Here is an 18,186-nt window from a genome sequence, read left to right on the forward strand (position 1 = left end):
CGGTTTTTTATTTTTTTATTATGGCTAATTCAAAATCTAATAGTCCAGATCTCCTGTGAAATCTTCACTTACATCACGACCGGCCAAACCGTCGGCCACTCCTTTATAAGCGTGCTTTCTTTGGTAATTTGCATCCCATAAGTTAGGGGATTCATTCGGTAACCAGAATTCATGTTCCTTTTCGTGGTCTGAAACACCCCATATTGTGATCCCATATCGCTGAGCAGCTGGGATGTATTCTCTATAAGAATCAAAGATAAACTGGTACATAGCTGCCTGATCGGCTAACTGCGCAGCCGTTGGAGAAGCCGTTCCCAGCCTCACATCCAACTCAGAAACTTTAATGATCTTACCGGTGGCTGCCAGTTTCTGGAACATTTCAACAATGTTTTCTCTACTTGTGTTCAAGGAAACGTGCATTTGGGTTCCTATTCCATCTACAGTTGCTCCCTGACTTTCTATGTAGTTCACATACTCGATCAATCCATCTAATTTTGCCATACTGGCCTCAAGATTGTAGTCATTGATGAAAAGAACATCTGATGGCTCTGCGTTTTCCCGAGCCAGTTTAAAGGCCGTTACAGCATAATCCTTACCCAGATATTTAACCCAGTAGAAGTCGTCACTCGCAGGATCTGTTACATTTCCATCACGAAGCGAACCACCCTCTCTCATCGGTTCGTTCACCACATCCCAAGCAGTTACTTCAGATGTATAACGGGTAACCATCTTCGTGATCCAATCTTCCATGGCAGCACCAATAACTTCGGCTTTCTCTTGATCGGACATCTCAACTATAACCGGGGGAGATCCTGCGGCTACTTCACCAGAAGTCAATACTACATCATCAATGTGGATCGTCGCTGCTGTCTGTCCAAAATCGAAGACAAATTTATTACGATCTGCCGTAGTTGCGGTAACGGTTCTTACTACCTGTTGCCAGTTGGTTCCAACTTCAATACCGCCGGAATAATCGGCTGCATAATCGGGATTTTGTAACTGAAATTGAATAGTAGCGGGTACATCTGCTTTGACGTAAAAAGAAACAGTATATTCGCTTCCCTGCTCCAGTGGCTCGTTTAAAGTATAAACCTGTTGCGCCTCCCATAACTGGGCTTCAGTAGGGTTTGTTAGAACCATTGCATAAGTACTGTTATAACCTTCTCCTGCCGCAGAAACAGATCGTGTGGATTCATTTCCCCAGCCGCCCCAGCCATCCAGAGTACCATTTTCAAAATCACCGTTAGCTATAAGATTAACTACTTCGGCTTCAGCATCAAGGTCCACTACGCTAAAGCTATCTACATCAATATAATAAGTTACACCCGGCAAATACCCTAGATCTAATGACATCCCAAAGCTTGTTCCGGTAAAGTCACTAACAGTGAACTTTACCTCCTGCCACTGGGAAGTAGTCTCAAAAGCTTCAGTGTACTCACCACCGGTAGCGTACCAGTCCTGCCATGGATAATTGTTGGCTAGTCCGCTAAAGGATACACGCCCCTTTCCAGGCTGATCTGATCTTATATAAAATGATACTTCATAATCATTACCTGACACAACAGGAACCTGCGGACTTGCCAATTGTAGATCCCAGGCATTTGCAGCACCTGAACCTGCCACCAGCTGAATGGCTTTTGCGTTATCTCCCAGACCTTCACCGTCCACCACTGTTATACCATCACCCGGATTGTTTCTTGCCCAGCCGGTAAAGCTACCATCCTGCAATCCCGTTATGTCCAATGCATTTGAACCACTCGATCCCGGAATTACTGTGGGAGCTATAAGACTGTTTAAATAGCTTGCATTTTGATTAGCATGCCATACAAGTGTGTGTCCATAAACATCAATACCGGCTTCATTTGTCATCGCGATAAAAGCGTCAACAGGGGCAAAATTGATCTCTCCCTGAGAGTTTACCATGGCTCCGTGCTTCATGGCGTAACCTACAGTAACTTCATCAAAGTTTTCGTTTACAATATTTCTGTAAACCTCGTCATTCATGTAAAGGTCCATTCCTATGCCAGCGCCCAGAACGTAATCTGCATAAGTTTTTAATGGTTCATACCTTTCGATCTTTTCAGCAAGCTCCAAAGGAAGCTCTGCCGTTGTCACTTTCTGTTCTTCAGGTCTTTCTTCCCATTCCATGATCTCCCGTTCACAAGACGGAAAAAGTAGAGAGCAAAGAAGGAAAACTGATATTGCTTTTATTTGTTTCATCTTTCTAATTTTTTAGGTTATTCAGGAAAATCTGTAACTGTTGGAGTTGCCAGAGAAACAATTCTCCAGTTATCTGTATAGACCTGAACAGAAGTTTCTGAAGAAGGGAATTCCACATCAGTGCCATATTCCGGAAGCTGATTTAGATTAAAATCAGAGTTCTCAAAGAAGATCCCAAAGTTTTTGTAAGTAGCAGATTCCCGATACTGTAAAACATCTCCAAAAGTATAATCGCCTCCATCATTGAACATGTAGAAATCTGTAAGAGGAATGGTGACCGTAGTCCATTCTTGGGTTTCAAAGGGTACCACCTCGCCATCAACAATCCATGGCACATAATTATACACTCCTCCGCTCCATTCGCCACCGTTAAAATTGTTTATCAACATAATTTTCAGAAATCCCGAACCGGCCCAAGCTTCAGGAACAAAAACGTCGAATTGAAAAGCCACCTCATCCAAAGGAGTATCTGCCGGAATCATAGGAGTAAGCTGTGAACGCCAGTTTTCCTCACCTGATGTCCAGACTTCAGACAAACGATTTTTCCCGCCAGCAAATGTTGCACCATCGGCAGGACCATGAGGCACATAGTTCCCTTGGGAAACATGCCCTTCACCAAGCGACTCAGATTTAAGATCCTCACTGGTAATATTAGTTCCCCATTCTCCCATAGTTCCTTTTCCATCAAAGTTTAAAATAACGCCTTGTTCGACGTTAAAGAAAGCAGGAGAATAAGCTACTCCGTTTGCAGTTTCAACATATATTGATCCACCGGCTTCAGATATTCCTTCGGGAACAGTTACTGTAAAGAATTCACCATCTTCCTCGTCGTAGGAGATTCCCTGAATTACCTCAATATCTCCCGGAAATACTACTCTGCTAACCTCCACCAATCCTGTTCCATACACGGTAATTTCTTCTCCCGCCTTAGGCAAAGTGTGCGAAACGCTGCTAATAGTAGGTGCCGAAGATCGTATCTCGAAGTTAATTGTTGTTTCAGTATTATCTTTTACCAGACGAATAGTATTACGTACGTCTTCCTCAGCCTCGGAAACAGGAGTATCCTGGGAAACACGTATGAGCATGGAGTTGTCGGAAACATATACCGGATTAAAATGTGTGGGATAGCCATTGATATAAACCCTTTTAACCCCTGTAAATCCGGAACCTTCAAGACGCAACAGTTGACCCAGGCGGGCAAAGTCCACTTCTCTGTCTGGCACGCTTGAATCGACATCCTGAAGATATACCGCATTAACAGTTATATCACTTCCGTCAACCTCATCGTCACTGGAACAGGCTGTAAAGAACAATCCGAAAAGGAAGATTCCCATTACAGAGATCCGGCTCCAGTATGTTTTTTTTAAAATATTATCCTTCATCTTATAATTGATTTAATTTTTGATATCAGATTTACATTAGAACAGTTCATCAGTTATTCTCTCTTCAGTGAATTCATAGGGTACAGGAGCTTCTCGAAGTAAAGGATTTTGTACTACCTCAGATTCTGGATATGGTAAGAAGAAAATACTTGGATCTGGATCTGCAACAGCTCGTGTACCCGCGTCAACAGTTTCATCTATAGTTACTGTATTTGTTGCAGCGTTATAAGTAAAGGGAATTATTACAGCTCTTTCCTGGTTATCTATGTAGTTAATCACTTCCTGTTGCTCATAATACGACCATCTTACCAGGTCATACCAAAATTGCCCTTCTAAAGCCAACTCAACTCTCCTCTCGTGTAAAATATCTTCAAAGTTAAGACTGGATTTAGGTTCCAGGCCTGCTCTTTCACGAAGTTCATTGACGTACATCAAAGCTGTAGCATCACTTGTTGAGGAATTATTGCCGAGTACTGCTTCAGCATAATTGAGGTAAACTTCTCCCAATCTTAACATATAAGTATTCAACCCTGAATTCATCCTGGAAATAGCCGGATTGTCTTTATTGGAACCTACAACACCTTTTTTCACGTTTACATAGGTGTTTTCATGTTCCACAAGGTAACCACCATTGGCTTTATTTATTTCCGGATAAAAATCTCCATCTGCCATCCATGTAGCTTTGCGACGCTTGTCATTTCTTTCATATTCCAACAGGACATCATAAGTAGCACGTGTCCAGGCTCCCCAGGCGGCATCATCCCCGGTAATTTCCGATCCCAAAGCAAAATATGCCTGATGGGTATTATTAGCACCCCACTCTGCATTTGGCACCCATTGAAGTGCAAACATTGATTCCTGATTGTTATTATTCTCTATTTTAAACAGGTCAGCATAATTGTTCATAAGTGCATAAGGGCCTTCATTTATAGCTTTTGCCGCTGCCATTTTCGCCAGGTCAAGAAGTTCCTGATTTCTTGAACCACTGTTGGGACCATCATGGAGACCGGAATATGAAAGGTACACACGTGACAACATTCCATAGGCGGCATACCTCGTTAAACGGCCGGCCTGCCCTGCCTGCTCGGGAAGATATTTTGCTGCATATTCGAGATCTCTTAGAGCAAATTCAAAGACATCATTTCTTGGCCTTTTTGGCACAAGTGGATTACTGATTATTTCCGCCTGACTGGTAGTTATAATAGCATCACCCCATAAAGAAGCTATGTACCAGTAAGCAACACCTCTCATAAAGCGTGCTTCTGCCATATAGCGGTTCTTTATCTCTTCATCAACGCTACTTCCCTGAATGGCAGAAATAGTATTATTTGACTGCTGAATGACCACGTAGAAGGATCTCCAGGCTTCCACCAGAGGACCTGTTAACCCGGTTTCGGTAAGGTCGCTAAAAGGATAGATGTAATCTGAATAAGGAGCAAACAGATTATACGACCGTCCATCTCCTAATCCAAAATAAAACTTGTCATTAAAGGAATGCCAAACTCTATTATATAACGGAGCTGTAGCCGCCCGGAAATCTTGTTCAGAGGTGAAGAAATTTTCTTTCGCTATTTGATCGTTTGGTTCTACATCCAGGCTACAACTGTAAGAGCCAATGAAGAAGCTTCCTACAAAAAGTGTTTGAAATATTTTTTTCATATTCATCACAGTATTTTTTTAAAAATTCAAGTTTAAGCCAACGGTATAAATTCGTGGCGAAGGATATCGCCCATTATCAATTCCTGTAAGAAGTGCATCCTGATTTATGGCTCCTATTTCAGGATCAAAACCGGAGTAGTTCGTAAAGGTGTGGACATTCTGTAAATTAGTATAGATCTTAAAATTATCAAGACCAATTCTCTCCACCCAATCTGTCGGGAATCTGTATCCAAAGGAGATATTCTGAATTCGCAGATAAGAACCATCTTCTAAAAATCTATCACTAAACCTGAAATTAGAAGTGGAGGCCGCCGAAGAAGCAGCAATTCTCGGCATACGAGGATCTCCACCTATAATTTCCACATTGCGATAGTCATTCGGTCCATTGGGATCAATTAACGCTAACTCGGCATATCCTAAAGCAGATCTTAGTAAGTTAGTATTTTCCCTCGGATTTTCTAAGAACCTCCTTTGATAGTTTACCACTTCATTTCCGTAAACACCAGACAATTGAACATTGAGATCAAAACCTTTGTATCTAAAAGAATTTCCAATTCCAAAAGTAAAATCCGGATGAGGGTTGCCTATGTAATCACGATCTTGTTCATTGATTACACCATCGTTGTTCATATCCTTGAACCTGTAATCTCCAATCCAAACACCGTTCTCTCCGATTTCCATTCCTTCCGGCAGAGCCGTGGGCACTATTTCACCTGCCTCATTCCTATAGTAGAAATCTGTAGCTTCTTCAAACCGGCCAATAACCTTGTACCCATAAAACTGACCAATGGGTTTACCTACTGCCGTTCTGGTAACAATGGTTATGTCCGATCCCTCTTGAAGGGTCCGGTTCAAAATTCCTGTTTCGGTTGCTAAAGCCAGAACTTCATTCCTGTTTAGTGTAAAAACAAGATTTGATCTCCAGGCGAAATCATCTGAATCCACGTTAACGGTGTTTAGTGTAAATTCAACTCCTTTGTTTTCGAGAGAACCAATATTCACATAAGGAGCAGAGGTTGCACCTACACCAGATGTTCCTGAATAATCGGGATATGGTGCAAGGAGTAACAGATCTTCTGTCTTCTTATAATAAACATCTGCAATAAATTCTAAACGATTATTAAACATGTTAAGGTCTAAACCAAGGTTACTTGAGTAGGTAGTCTCCCACTGTAGATCCGGGTTCGCAGTATTAGCGGCCAACAGCCCTGCTCCAAAGGGAGTGGGATATGCAGCATAAATGGAGGTAAATGCATAGTTAGGAACACTCTGGTTTCCAACAGCACCATATCCTAGGCGCAATTTCAAATTATTGATAGTATTGTTATCGGCGAGGAATTCTTCATTCGAAATTCTCCAGGCTAGCGCTGCAGAGGGAAACCATCCCCATCTGTTTTCTTCCGCAAATTTCGAAGAGCCATCGTATCTCAAAGTGGCAGTTAGTAAATATCTGTCATCAAATGAGTAAAAAGCTCTTGTAAAATAGGAATTAAGCGAACTTTTAAAGCTGGCGTTAGAATTCCTCGCAGTAGTAGCATCACCCGCATTTAAATCTGTTGCACCATTTGTTAGGTAACCTGTGCGGTAACCATACAGACTTTCCCAGAAAGACTCCTGATATTCCTGTCCAAAAATGGCATTTACACTGTGAATTCCAAAAGTGCGATCATAGGTAAGAACATTACGAAAGTTATAGTACTTACTGAAGTTTTTGGACCTGCTACCTTCCCTGACATCATTTACAATTGCTCCGAATGTATAGGAAGGATTAAAAGTGTAACCATTTGACATTCCATAATCAATGGAATACTCAGATCTTAATTTAAGACCTTTAATGATTTCCAGTTCCGCGTAAGTATTCGCTCTGATATTTGCGTTTTCGTTGCGATTCTCCCTGATACTAGCTAAACCTACCGGATTGTTTTGTACAAATTCATCTGTGATAGGACCATCAAAAGAACCTTCAGCATTTCGTACGGCGACATTAGGCGTCTGCTTTAAGGCGGTGAGGATCAGGGCCTGATCAGAGAATGTTGTGTTCTGATTTATGTTACTGAAAGCAAAGTTAATTCCTGTTTTGAGGTATTCTTTAACCTGCGTATCAAACAAACCTCTTAGGTTCAATCGATCAAAAGAGGACCCCAACGCGATCCCTTCCTGGTCTAAATAACCAACACTCATGGAATAGCTGTTTCTCTCATTTCCTCCCGAAACTGAAAGGTTATAGCTTTGCATCATGGCTCTGTCAAACATTTCCTCCTGCCAATCGGTCCCATCTCCCAGTAGGTCGGGGCGTATAAAGAATGGATCCTGCTGAACAATACCCAGATCTGCTCTTGTATTTTTGTGTATAGCATACTCCTGAAGATTTAGCATATCCAGTTTATTAGGCAATTCCTGAAATCCGGTATAGCTGTCAAAGTTAACTCTCATCTCTCCAGCCTGTCCTCTTTTGGTGGTAATAAGAATAACCCCGTTTGCCGCTCTAGAACCATAAATAGCCGTGGCAGAAGCATCTTTTAAGATATCAATTGAAGCAATATCAGATGGGTTAATAGAGGCAAAGGCATTTTGACCACCTTGCCCTGTATTACTATCCACTATAACTCCATCTATAACAAAAATTGGTTCGTTAGATCCGGTGATGGAGCTTATCCCTCGTATACGAATAGAAGAACTTCCTCCGGGAGCTCCACTGTTTTGCTGTATTTGCACCCCTGCAGCACGTCCCTGCAGAACTTGATCGACCGTTGTGGGAATTGACTCCTCCAGAGCCTCGCTGGAAACGGAGACCATTGCACCCGTGACATCACTTCGTTTCATTGTACCATACCCAACTACCACAACTTCATCTAAGGTTGAAACGTCTGGTATTAAGGTAACATTGATTTCCGACTGATTATTAACAGGAATTTCTTCTGTAACAAAACCAACGTAACTATAAACCAGTACCCCATTTGCTGGAACGTCGGTTATAATGTAATTACCGTCAAAATCTGTAATCACTCCATTAGTAGTTCCCTTTAATAGTACAGTCACTCCTGGTAACGGACCACTTTCATCAGTGACGGTTCCTGTAACTGTTGTGGTCTGCGCGAAGGCAGTAAAACTAATTAGGCTCAAAAGAAGAAAGATGGAAACACTTCGAATCTTAGAGCGTAATTCGCTGATTAAAAGATTTGTCATTGTCAAGTTTTATTTAATAATAAATTGTAAAAAAAAGTTAGTTGGTAATTTGGAAAAATTGCAATCCTTTTTACTGATTTTACGAAATCGATTGATTTCCTAAAGGTAAGTTAAAAAGTCTAAACAAATATATTTTTAGATCAAGAAAATGACTAACATTTTTGTTGCAACTTTCTATAAATTTTGAAGCATTTCCTACTAAATACCGCTATTGTGGTCCATAAAAAGATGTTGTCTGAGTATGTCTTTAAAGTGCTATCTCTTTTTAACACAAATCAGGAGAAAAAGCCTGTTCATTAAGATCCATCTCCACTTATTTTACTTAAGCTTCATTGATTTCAGATGTTGATTAACAGCATAGTCCCTCTAAAAGATAAATAAGAGTTATTGAAGAATGGTTGGAATTGACTCAAGGGAAGAAAAGACCTCAGTGTAGAAGACCATAATCTGAATTAAGTTTTTTTTCAGCCTTTCAAATGAGAAAATTAGAAGCAATGAAATGGTTAGCCACTCTTCTGTAGCCTCTCAATAGTTGAATTAAAAGCTCACTATCTATTTTATAGCGCGCCGGCGGTTAATATGTAAAGGTTTAAAATTCTTTTAAGAAAAAAACTGCATCTAGTCAATCGATTGCACGCTGAAAATGGAACTTTCCACAGTTATTATTCTGCTGAATTTGATCTGCTGCTGAAAGTGCAATATTTTCCGAATAACCTGAATAACCACTGGGATTTGCACATAACTAATTGATAAGAATTGAAAACTCTCTGCAATTAAAGGTCAGGCAAAGAATTTCAATTGATGACCCTTACCTGAACAGCAGCGGTGCAAAGAAATTAAGGTTGTGCCGCCACCAGGAACCATGAGTTGTCTCGGCAGGACTCACAAAAGATTTCTCTTTTTAATTCCGTTCCGATTTCTTTCCAATTAATGAGATCTATTCCACAGCTTCCACCCCTTCTTCCGTTAGCTCTACCTTTTGAATAGTACCATCTTCATTGTAATGCATATAATCTACAGCAATAGAACGACGATAGCTGCCTCCGGTAGGTAAAACTCCATTATGGTAAAAGAAATAATCCTTTCCTTTATATTCAATAATCCCTGGATGTATTGTAAAACTGTTAGGAGCGCTGTCTGCGAGTATTCCCTGATACTCCCAGGGGCCTTCGGGACTGTTTGAGGTCGCATATTCTATTCTTTCACGCTCTTCTCCCTGGCTGGCATATATTAAATAATACAGGTCATTCCTTTTGTATACCCATGGTCCCTCAATAAAGTTCTTTGGATTGAAATACCGAATAGGACCATCTAACTCGACCATATTATCTTTTAATTTGACCATTTTAAGACTTCCATTGCCCCAATACATATATGCCTGTCCATCATCATCTACAAACACTGAAGGATCTATATCATCCCACCCGTGGGGATTATCTGTGGTCATCTCATTATAAATTAAGGCCTCTCCCCTTGCATCCTTAAACGGTCCTAAAGGACTGTCAGCTACTGCTACCCCTATTGCTGCACCACCATCACTCCTGTCGTCGTCTTTATGAAAGGTCGAGACATAAAAATAGAATTTCCCATCCCTTTCTTCAACCTCGGCGGCATAGGCATCACCGATAGCCCAGGAAAAATCCTTAGGCGACAGTTTGGAACCGTGATTAATCCAGTTTTTCATGTCTATAGTAGAAAAAACCAACCAGTCTTTCATTTCGTAATTGTTTGACGCAACCGATGCTGTATCGTGACTCGTGTACAGGTATAAGGTATCATCATGTACAAGCGGTGCAGGATCTGCAGTAAAAACCTCATTAATAATGGGATTTTGAGCTTCCGACTGCTGGGGGGCAAGCGCTAACCCAATTCCTACCAACGCCAGCATTTTAATTTTTAGATCCATCGTTGTATAATTTGTTGTTTATAATCCTTTAAATTCATTACTCATACAGCGTTTCATGTCAGGCTCGCTCAATTGCTCCTTGTTTTCTCCGATTGCGTCTCAAAGAGGATTCTAAACATTGGCAGACATGACCTGAATCCGAACAAATTTTTCCCTTTAACGTGAATTTCAGCACTTCTATTTATTTTTCAAATTGAACCCAATCCACCTCAACTCCGTCACCACTTATTAGTTGCACTATAAGATCCTGAACAGCTGTTGCTCCATTTTTAACCGGAGCCGTGAAAACATCCCATTCTCCGCCTTTTTGAATGGTGACTTCGGAAAATCCCCGATCATCCTGTCCTGCCAGTTTTAAAGCTACAGCACCTCCAGACAGAGATCTCGCTCTTATTTTAACTTTTCCAGGACCTTCTATACCCAGATCAACCTGGTTATATCTTACCCAGGCATTGGGTTTATTTAAAACCACCTTCCATCCCTTAAATGGATCAAGTCTGTCTAAAAAAACTGAAGCAGCTCCATAGTTGCTTTTGGAGCTATAGCGGTCGATCTGAATTTTGGCAGTGGCCGAAGTAGTTCCAATCCCTCGTTTGGTTGGAATAACTTTTCTAATATCTCCATTCTCTTCAAAGAATAAGATATCAGCCCGAATGGACCTGTTCTTGTCAAAATCTGGCGAAAGATCATTATCGTGATAGAACAGGTACCATTGATCCTTATAATTAACTATTGAATGATGATTGGTCCAGGTACCGGAAGCGGATTCATCCATAATAACACCTTTGTGCCTGAAAGGGCCCATTGGATTATCCGACGTTCCATATTCCAGCCTTTCAGTATTATTGGCCACGTGCGGATAGGTCATATAATAAGTTCCGTTTCGTTCAAACACAAAAGGTCCTTCAATATGCCCTTTTTGAGGAATCTCCTCGAAAGTCTTAATTTCTGAGTCCAGCTCCAGCATATTATCCTTAAGTTTCACACCATAGATTTCACCTCGGGACCAGTACAGATAAGCCTGCCCATCTTTATCTATAAAAACGTTGGGATCTATCCCTTCCACCCCTTTAATATGGTTTGGCTGCGGAGTATAGGGTCCGTCAGGTTTATCGGCGATTGCTACCCCGATGGAAAACCCCTTCTCCCCGGCTCCGGCGCCTTTGATTCTGGTTGGGAAATAGAAGTAGTATTTTCCATTTTTGGATACCGCATCTGGCGCCCACATACTGTAGGCTTCAGGGTCTGCCCAAGATACGTCTTTCTGATCCAGAATTTTTCCGTGGTCTGTCCAGTCTGTTAAGTTGTCAGAAGAAAACACGTGGTAATCGGCCATATTAAACCATTCGGCACGCCCTTCTCCTTCCGGAGGGACAATATCATGAGAGGGAAATACATATAGCCTTCCATTAAAAACTCTGGCCGTAGGATCTGCAGTAAACTGATCCATGATCAAAGGATTTTGTGCCCATGCCGGAAATGCCATAAAAGCAGCAAATAAACACAGAAGCAGGTTCAAATTGTTCTGCTTTATGAAAGTTTTGGTCATTATCATCTTTAGAAAATTGCTTTGCGAATTGCTTTTTTTTGAAAGTATATATAAGCCTTTAGCGATTGTTTTTTGTCAACTTAATTATCTCCTGCACCACTGGTTTTGCATAATTCTGCCTGTCAAAAAGCAGTGGATAATCTGTCCTCCCTTTTACCGGAAAATTGTTTTTCCATGAATTCCCGTCATTTACACCCCACAGCGTTACACGGGAGATCTTATCCTGATGTTTCAGGAAAAGTTTGAAAAAATCAACATATCTCGTGGTGAATTGTTGCTGAACACCGTCGGGCAAACTATCTGGAAATGGGTTCATTTTATCTTCATATTCGAAGTTTTGTGAGATTTCAGCGCCGGCATCACCCCAGGGAGACGGCAGAACGCTCAGATCAAGTTCAGAAATTACAACTTTGCCCAAAGCTCCAAAGGCTTCTATGCTTTTTTCAAATTCATTTATCTCGGGATAATTCAGCCCGATATGCCCCTGCATTCCTATCCCGTGAACCGGAACTCCCTCCTGCTGAAGCTGTTTCACCATTTTGACCACTCCTAAACGTTTCCGCGGATTTGCCATTGAATAGTCATTGTAGTAAAGCTCTGCTTCAGGATCTGCCTCATGAGCATACTGAAAAGCCAGTTTTACAAAATCCTCCCCAAGGATTTCAAAGAATTTGCTCTGTCGGTAACTACCATCATCCTCAATAGCTTCGTTCACCACATCCCATGAATGCACCCGTCCCTCGTAGCGTGCAACCACAGTATAGATGTGGTCCTTCATTCGCTGCTTAAGGACTTCAGGAGAAATTGTTTTCCCTTCGTCATCAACAAAAAACCAGTCCGGGGCCTGCGAATGCCAGATTAAGGTATGCCCATGAACATGCATATCGTGCTGTTCCCCAAACTCCACGAATCGATCTGCCAGGGCAAAATTGAACTCCCCTTCCCGCGGCTGAATTCTGGAGCTCTTCATGACATTTTCAGCAACAATTGCGTTGAAGTGCTGCTTTACAATTTCTATTGCTTCAGGTTCCTTCCCGGCAAGCTGCCACCTATTCAAAGCTGTCCCAATAAGAAATTTATCTTTATAGGCATCCTTCAAATGAACATCAGTAACCTGTTTAACAGTGTCTCTTTCTTTTGCCGCGCAACCATGCGCCAATACTAAATTGAAGCAAAGGCAGAAAGCGGAAAGTAGGAGCTTTTTATAATTCATTAACTTCATAATCAACCTAATTATTTTCAAAATGATCCATGAAATCATCGGGATGTGCTCCTGTTCGCTCTTCCCGGTCCAGGGCATTTATTTTGCACATATCTTCTTCGGAAATCTTAAAATCAAAAACATCTGCATTTTCAAAAATCCGCTCCCGGTGAACACTTTTGGGAATGGTTACCACTCCTTTCTGAAGGTTCCATCGAATAATCAATTGTGCGACGGACTTTTTATATTTCTCTGCCAGGTCTTTCAATGTATCAATTTTGAAAACTCCGCCCCTCATCAACGGAGACCAGGATTCATACTGAATATTATTTTTCTTGCAAAAGTCAAGCAATGGCTGCTGGACCAGCCTTGGATGAAACTCATTCTGAACGACCGCAGGTACTACATCTGAATTCTCCACAACATCAATTAAATGGTGTTGTAGAAAGTTCGATACTCCTATAGCTTTAACCCTTCCCTCTTTGTATAATTTCTCAAGAGCTTTCCAGGTTTCGAGATACTTTCCCGGCACCGGCCAGTGGATCAGGTAAAGATCTACATAATTCATATTTAACTCCTTCAGAGAGTTATCAAAAGCAGCTAGAGTCTGTTCATACCCCTGATCATCATTCCACACTTTTGTAGTAATAAAAATCTCTTCCCGTGGAACGCCCGAAGTTCTTATCGCTTCTCCAACGCCTCTTTCATTCTCATAAAAGGAAGCTGTATCGATATGCCGGTAACCGGCCTCAAGAGCATGCTGGATGGAATCAACCACTTCGCGACCTTCTTTGGCTTTATAAACCCCCAGCCCCAAAACAGGCATGTCGACGCCATTGTTAAGTTTTGTAGTTCCGTTAATATCTGTAATCTTCATAATCTTTTTTTACCAACTCCATCACTCCTTCACTTCGTTACTTCATCACTCCATCACTCAGTCACTTCATCACATCATCACATCATCACTTCATCACTTCATCACATCATCACTTCATCACTTCATCACTGAAAATTTAAAACTTGTTTTACTGGAATATTTCTCTCCTGACTCCAGTACTACCGAAGGAAAGTTTTTCTGATTCGGAGAATCCGGGTAATGCTGTGTTTCAAAGCAGAAACCTGTTCTCTTTTCATAATTTCCGTTGCCATACTGCAGGGGAAGTGTTCCATCGAGGAAATTTCCTGTATAGAGTTGCATTCCGGGTTCAGTGGTGAATACTTCCAGTTGTCTTCCCGATGCCGGGTGAACTGCCGAAGCGGCGAAACGCATCCCGCTGTCCTGCTCATTTATCACCCAGGTATGGTCATAGCCATTGGCGATTAACAGTTGTTCGTGAGCAGCATTAATTTCTTTTCCTAATGATTTGGACTGCCTGAAATCAAAAGGAGTACCTGCAACAGATTGCAGCTCCCCTGTTGGAATTAGGCTATCATTAACAGGCACAAATTCATCTGCATTTATCTGAACCTTATGATCCAGGATGGTGTTGGAAAAATCTCCCGATAAATTAAAGTAGGAATGTTGAGTAAGGTTGACCACTGTCTTCCTGTCTGTGGTCGCTTCATATTCCACATCCAAAGAATTATCGTCATTCAGGGTATAGGTGACGAGCGTCTCAAGTCGGCCGGGATAACCTTCTTCCATATGTTCACTGACATAGGACAGGACCAGCCTGTTCTCTTTTGAAGTATCCTCTACAGTCCAAACCACCTTGTCAAATCCTTTGTCCCCACCGTGTAAATGATTTTCTCCATTGTTCCGGGCGAGCGTATATTCCTGTCCGTCCAGAGAGAATTTACCTTCTGCAATTCTATTCCCATAACGACCGATTATTGCCCCAAAAAAGGGGTTTTCCTCAACATATTGCTCCAGATTATCAAATCCCAAAACCACATCTTCAAAATTTCCTGCTTTATCGGGCACTTTAAGAGAAGTAATACGCCCCCCGTAGGTGATGATCTTTACCTCCATCCCCTGTTCATTTTTCAGGATAAACTTTTCCACCTGCTCTCCTTCAGGAGTTGCTCCAAATATTGTTCTTTTCATTGCTAATTGTTCTTTTTGAGCTGAAGCTTTGTCTTCCGGGGTTTCTTCATGACTATTTTTACACTGGACGAAAACCAGGGCAAAAAATATAATCCCAAATTTTATGACACTTCCATTTGCTCTTCTCATGCTGAAACTTTTCAATTCTCAAAGTTGAACTACAAGATGTTAATCACCTTTGCGGTTCTTGTATACTTCATCATTGCCTGAATATTCAAACCAGTCGAAAGCAGCCTTATTGTCAGAAGCTTCTCCCTGAGAAGTTGTGTACATTCCAAGATTGGTTCCTACGAAGCCACCTGCGACCCTGGTGCTCAAATATTTTCCTTCGAGTTCGCCGCCGAGGTTGATCCAATCTGAATCTGTTTTGAAGTAAAACCTGTAAGTATCCTCGTCAAATTCCACCATAAACTCTATTGTCTTATCTGAAGCAGAAAGCTTTTCACTGGCCAACAATTCAGCTCCATTCTCAGATCCTTTGAACAGCTGCACCACAGGAGAGTTTCCTTCATAGGATTTAGCTATAAAGTAAAAATGAGATTCATTCTGAAAAGCGATCAATCCGGCTTTTTCATTTGGTTTTTTGGTGTCAAATTCCATTGAAACTGATGCCTCGCCCGTTAAATGCTGCTGCCTATGTGCAATAAAGCTCGGATTCGAAGTTCCGGAAACAGTTTCGGGCCTGGTCTTCATCACCAGGTGTCCCGGACTCTCTTTCAGATCATACCAATTCTCCTTCGGATTCCGCAGGAATAGCCAGTGCAGGTCAAGTTCTTCCTCTTCAAACTGCTTGGTGAACTCAAAATTCCCATTCAGAGGAAAAAGATCTTCATTAATGCTCACTCCTTCCGGAAGCGGATATTCATATTTTATCTCCTCTCCTCCCAGGTCAAAGATGGGCCAGTCGTTTTCCCATTTTACAGGGGTTAAGAAAGTTTCTCTTCCAGTGTTGTAATAGTCACCTTCATAAGGACGTACTGCCAGAAAAACTCCGTACCAGTCCCCGTTTGGATGCTGAACAATATCTGCATGTCCTGCGGAAGTAATAGGATTTTCACGATCGGGATCCAGGTGCCTTTGCGTTAAAATTGGGTTGTCTTTATAAGGAATAAATTCATCGTCTATATCTCTGTTCCTGTAGATCATTTCTGAATGGTTCACCGCGGTTCCTCCTTCTGCAGTCATGAGGTAGTAATAACCGTTAAGTTTGTAGATCCTGGGTCCTTCTGCCCAAACAGGCTTAGTACTTATATCCACTCCGCCATTGACCAAAATACGATCCTCTCCCATCGTCTTCAGGTTTTCCTTGTGGAATTCCATCATTCTTATAGTACGGTGGCCATCGTATAAAGGCTTGTTATTCGGAGGATCACTGTTATACACGATGTAGGATTTCTCTTCGTCAAAAAACAGCCCGGGATCAATTCCAATTACCTCCGGCAACCAGACAGGATCGCTCCATGGTCCTGCAGGATCTTTAGCCGTGACTACGAAATTACCTTTCCCGTCTACCACTGTACAGGTCACATAGAAAATTCCATTGTCATAGCTAATGTCGGGTGCAAAAATGGCCCGGGAGGTTCCAAAACCATGCAGATCAATTTGATCGGGGCGGTCAATCACATTCCCTATCTGCTTCCAGTTGACCAGATCTGTGCTGTGAAACACCGGGATGCCGGGATAGAAAGCAAAAGTGGAATGCACCATATAAAAATTCCCGTTGCCGTCATCTGTTATTGCGGGATCGGGATACCAGCCTGCCAGAATGGGATTTTTAAAGGTCTCCTGGGCACCGGCGGAAAAATTAAATCCGATCAGTGCCAACAGCACTATTAAAAAGCAGTGTCGAAATTGTGGTGTGAAATTCATATTATTGAGATGTTTTATTAGTCATTCCGGAAGCACATCAGCTGCTTCTCCTCTGAACATTTTATTGTTAGAATCATATTTTCTGCTGAAAAAATTTCCGGAAGACATACCTCTCAAAAAGGGAATTTTTTGGCTTCCTTTTTTCTTCAGTAGAAACACAGATCATTAGAGTTTCGGTTTTATTTCCTGCCGAGCACCTTTTCCGAAGCTTTTATAATAGCTTCAGCATTCAAACCATACTTTTCCATAAGCTGCCCGGGAGTTCCGCTTTCCCCAAAGGTATCTTGTGTAGCCACGAATTCCTGTGGAGCAGGATGATTCTTCACCAGGACGCGTGCGACGCTTTCGCCAAGACCTCCCAGGTAATTGTGCTCCTCTGCTGTCACCACACAACCTGTTTTCTTTACAGATTTTAGAATTGCTTCTTCGTCCAGGGGTTTAATAGTATGGATGTTGATCACATCACAGGAAATCCCCTGTTCTTCAAGTTTCTCTGCCGCCTGAATTGCTTCCCAAACGAGGTGTCCGGTGGCGATAATTGTCACATCACTTCCTTTCAGCAAATGAACTGCCTTACCTATTTCAAACTTCTGTTCTTCAGGGGTAAAATTTGCCACTTTTGGGCGGCCAAATCTTAAATAGACCGGCCCCTCATGCTCTGCAATGGCAAGCGTTGCTGCTTTGGTCTGATTGTAATCACAGGTGTTAATGACTGTCATCCCCGGTAGCATCTTCATAAGCCCGATGTCCTCGAGGATTTGGTGAGTCGCACCGTCTTCACCGAGAGTGACTCCGGAATGAGATGCACAAATCTTCACGTTCTTATCTGAATAGGCAACACTTTGCCTTATCTGGTCATAGACCCTGCCCGTCGCAAAATTGGCAAATGTACCTGCGAAGGGGATTTTCCCTCCAATGGTAAGCCCGGCAGCAATCCCGATCATATTAGCTTCGGCAATTCCTACCTGGAAAAACCTTTCAGGATTTTCATCTATGAAATCCTGCATTTTCAGCGAACCTACCAGATCTGCACAAAGTGCAACGACATTAGGATTTTTTCTCCCCAGTTCTGTAAGTCCGGCTCCAAATCCGGAGCGCGTATCTTTTTTTCCTGTATCTGTATATTTCTTCATAAGCCTCCCCCGGTCCCTCCAGCGGAGGGGAGAT

The 18,186-nt window shown here is 42.0% G+C and carries 11 protein-coding genes; all 11 read right to left on the reverse strand.

The annotated features are described in order from the left end of the window. Nucleotides 1-36: 36 nt before the first annotated feature. The gene (locus tag G564_RS0104050; RefSeq protein WP_029036535.1) at nt 37-2,220 is read right to left on the reverse strand and encodes an endo-1,4-beta-xylanase; all 2,184 of its coding nucleotides are present in this window, start codon (nt 2,218-2,220) and stop codon (nt 37-39) included. 17 nt (nt 2,221-2,237) lie between these two features. Further along, complete coding sequence (locus G564_RS0104055) at nt 2,238-3,602, reverse strand: glycan-binding surface protein (RefSeq protein WP_029036536.1); 1,365 nt, start codon at nt 3,600-3,602, stop codon at nt 2,238-2,240. A gap of 36 nt (nt 3,603-3,638) precedes the next feature. Further along, the gene (locus G564_RS0104060; protein WP_245583655.1) at nt 3,639-5,261 is read right to left on the reverse strand and encodes a RagB/SusD family nutrient uptake outer membrane protein; all 1,623 of its coding nucleotides are present in this window, start codon (nt 5,259-5,261) and stop codon (nt 3,639-3,641) included. An 18-nt stretch (nt 5,262-5,279) separates the two neighbouring features. Further along, nucleotides 5,280-8,447: a SusC/RagA family TonB-linked outer membrane protein gene (locus G564_RS0104065; protein ID WP_051205296.1), complete on the reverse strand. Its 3,168-nt coding sequence runs from the start codon at nt 8,445-8,447 to the stop codon at nt 5,280-5,282. Nucleotides 8,448-9,384: 937 nt separating this feature from the next. Beyond that, nucleotides 9,385-10,353, reverse strand: a complete 969-nt coding sequence (locus G564_RS0104075) for a glycoside hydrolase family 43 protein (RefSeq protein ID WP_029036539.1) — start codon at nt 10,351-10,353, stop codon at nt 9,385-9,387. Between the two features lie 181 nt (nt 10,354-10,534). Beyond that, complete coding sequence (locus G564_RS0104080; protein WP_051205297.1) at nt 10,535-11,902, reverse strand: family 43 glycosylhydrolase; 1,368 nt, start codon at nt 11,900-11,902, stop codon at nt 10,535-10,537. Nucleotides 11,903-11,960: 58 nt separating this feature from the next. Further along, nucleotides 11,961-13,124, reverse strand: coding sequence for an endo-1,4-beta-xylanase (locus G564_RS0104085; protein WP_037373451.1), 1,164 nt, complete (start codon nt 13,122-13,124; stop codon nt 11,961-11,963). Between the two features lie 7 nt (nt 13,125-13,131). Continuing rightward, complete coding sequence (locus G564_RS0104090) at nt 13,132-13,980, reverse strand: aldo/keto reductase (RefSeq protein ID WP_029036542.1); 849 nt, start codon at nt 13,978-13,980, stop codon at nt 13,132-13,134. 117 nt (nt 13,981-14,097) lie between these two features. Continuing rightward, nucleotides 14,098-15,279, reverse strand: coding sequence for an aldose epimerase family protein (locus G564_RS0104095; protein WP_037373452.1), 1,182 nt, complete (start codon nt 15,277-15,279; stop codon nt 14,098-14,100). A 39-nt stretch (nt 15,280-15,318) separates the two neighbouring features. After that, nucleotides 15,319-17,019 carry a glycoside hydrolase family 43 protein gene (locus tag G564_RS0104100; RefSeq protein ID WP_051205298.1) on the reverse strand — a complete coding sequence of 567 codons (1,701 nt, stop codon included), beginning with the start codon at nt 17,017-17,019 and terminating at the stop codon, nt 15,319-15,321. Between the two features lie 179 nt (nt 17,020-17,198). Further along, the gene (locus G564_RS0104110) at nt 17,199-18,152 is read right to left on the reverse strand and encodes a transketolase family protein (protein WP_029036545.1); all 954 of its coding nucleotides are present in this window, start codon (nt 18,150-18,152) and stop codon (nt 17,199-17,201) included. Nucleotides 18,153-18,186 lie beyond the last annotated feature (34 nt).

It is taken from the genome of Salinimicrobium xinjiangense DSM 19287, assembly GCF_000423585.1.
GTDB lineage: Bacteria > Bacteroidota > Bacteroidia > Flavobacteriales > Flavobacteriaceae > Salinimicrobium > Salinimicrobium xinjiangense.

Bases quoted from the DNA above. Each gene is read 5' to 3' on its own strand.
- G564_RS0104080 (WP_051205297.1), bottom strand. From the start codon at position 11,902: ATGACCAAAACTTTCATAAAGCAGAACAATTTGAACCTGCTTCTGTGT.
- G564_RS0104075 (WP_029036539.1), bottom strand. From the start codon at position 10,353: ATGGATCTAAAAATTAAAATGCTGGCGTTGGTAGGAATTGGGTTAGCG.
- G564_RS0104095 (WP_037373452.1), bottom strand. From the start codon at position 15,279: ATGAGAAGAGCAAATGGAAGTGTCATAAAATTTGGGATTATATTTTTT.
- G564_RS0104055 (WP_029036536.1), bottom strand. From the start codon at position 3,602: ATGAAGGATAATATTTTAAAAAAAACATACTGGAGCCGGATCTCTGTA.
- G564_RS0104100 (WP_051205298.1), bottom strand. From the start codon at position 17,019: ATGAATTTCACACCACAATTTCGACACTGCTTTTTAATAGTGCTGTTG.
- G564_RS0104060 (WP_245583655.1), bottom strand. From the start codon at position 5,261: ATGAAAAAAATATTTCAAACACTTTTTGTAGGAAGCTTCTTCATTGGC.
- G564_RS0104110 (WP_029036545.1), bottom strand. From the start codon at position 18,152: ATGAAGAAATATACAGATACAGGAAAAAAAGATACGCGCTCCGGATTT.
- G564_RS0104090 (WP_029036542.1), bottom strand. From the start codon at position 13,980: ATGAAGATTACAGATATTAACGGAACTACAAAACTTAACAATGGCGTC.
- G564_RS0104085 (WP_037373451.1), bottom strand. From the start codon at position 13,124: ATGAAGTTAATGAATTATAAAAAGCTCCTACTTTCCGCTTTCTGCCTT.
- G564_RS0104065 (WP_051205296.1), bottom strand. From the start codon at position 8,447: ATGACAAATCTTTTAATCAGCGAATTACGCTCTAAGATTCGAAGTGTT.
- G564_RS0104050 (WP_029036535.1), bottom strand. From the start codon at position 2,220: ATGAAACAAATAAAAGCAATATCAGTTTTCCTTCTTTGCTCTCTACTT.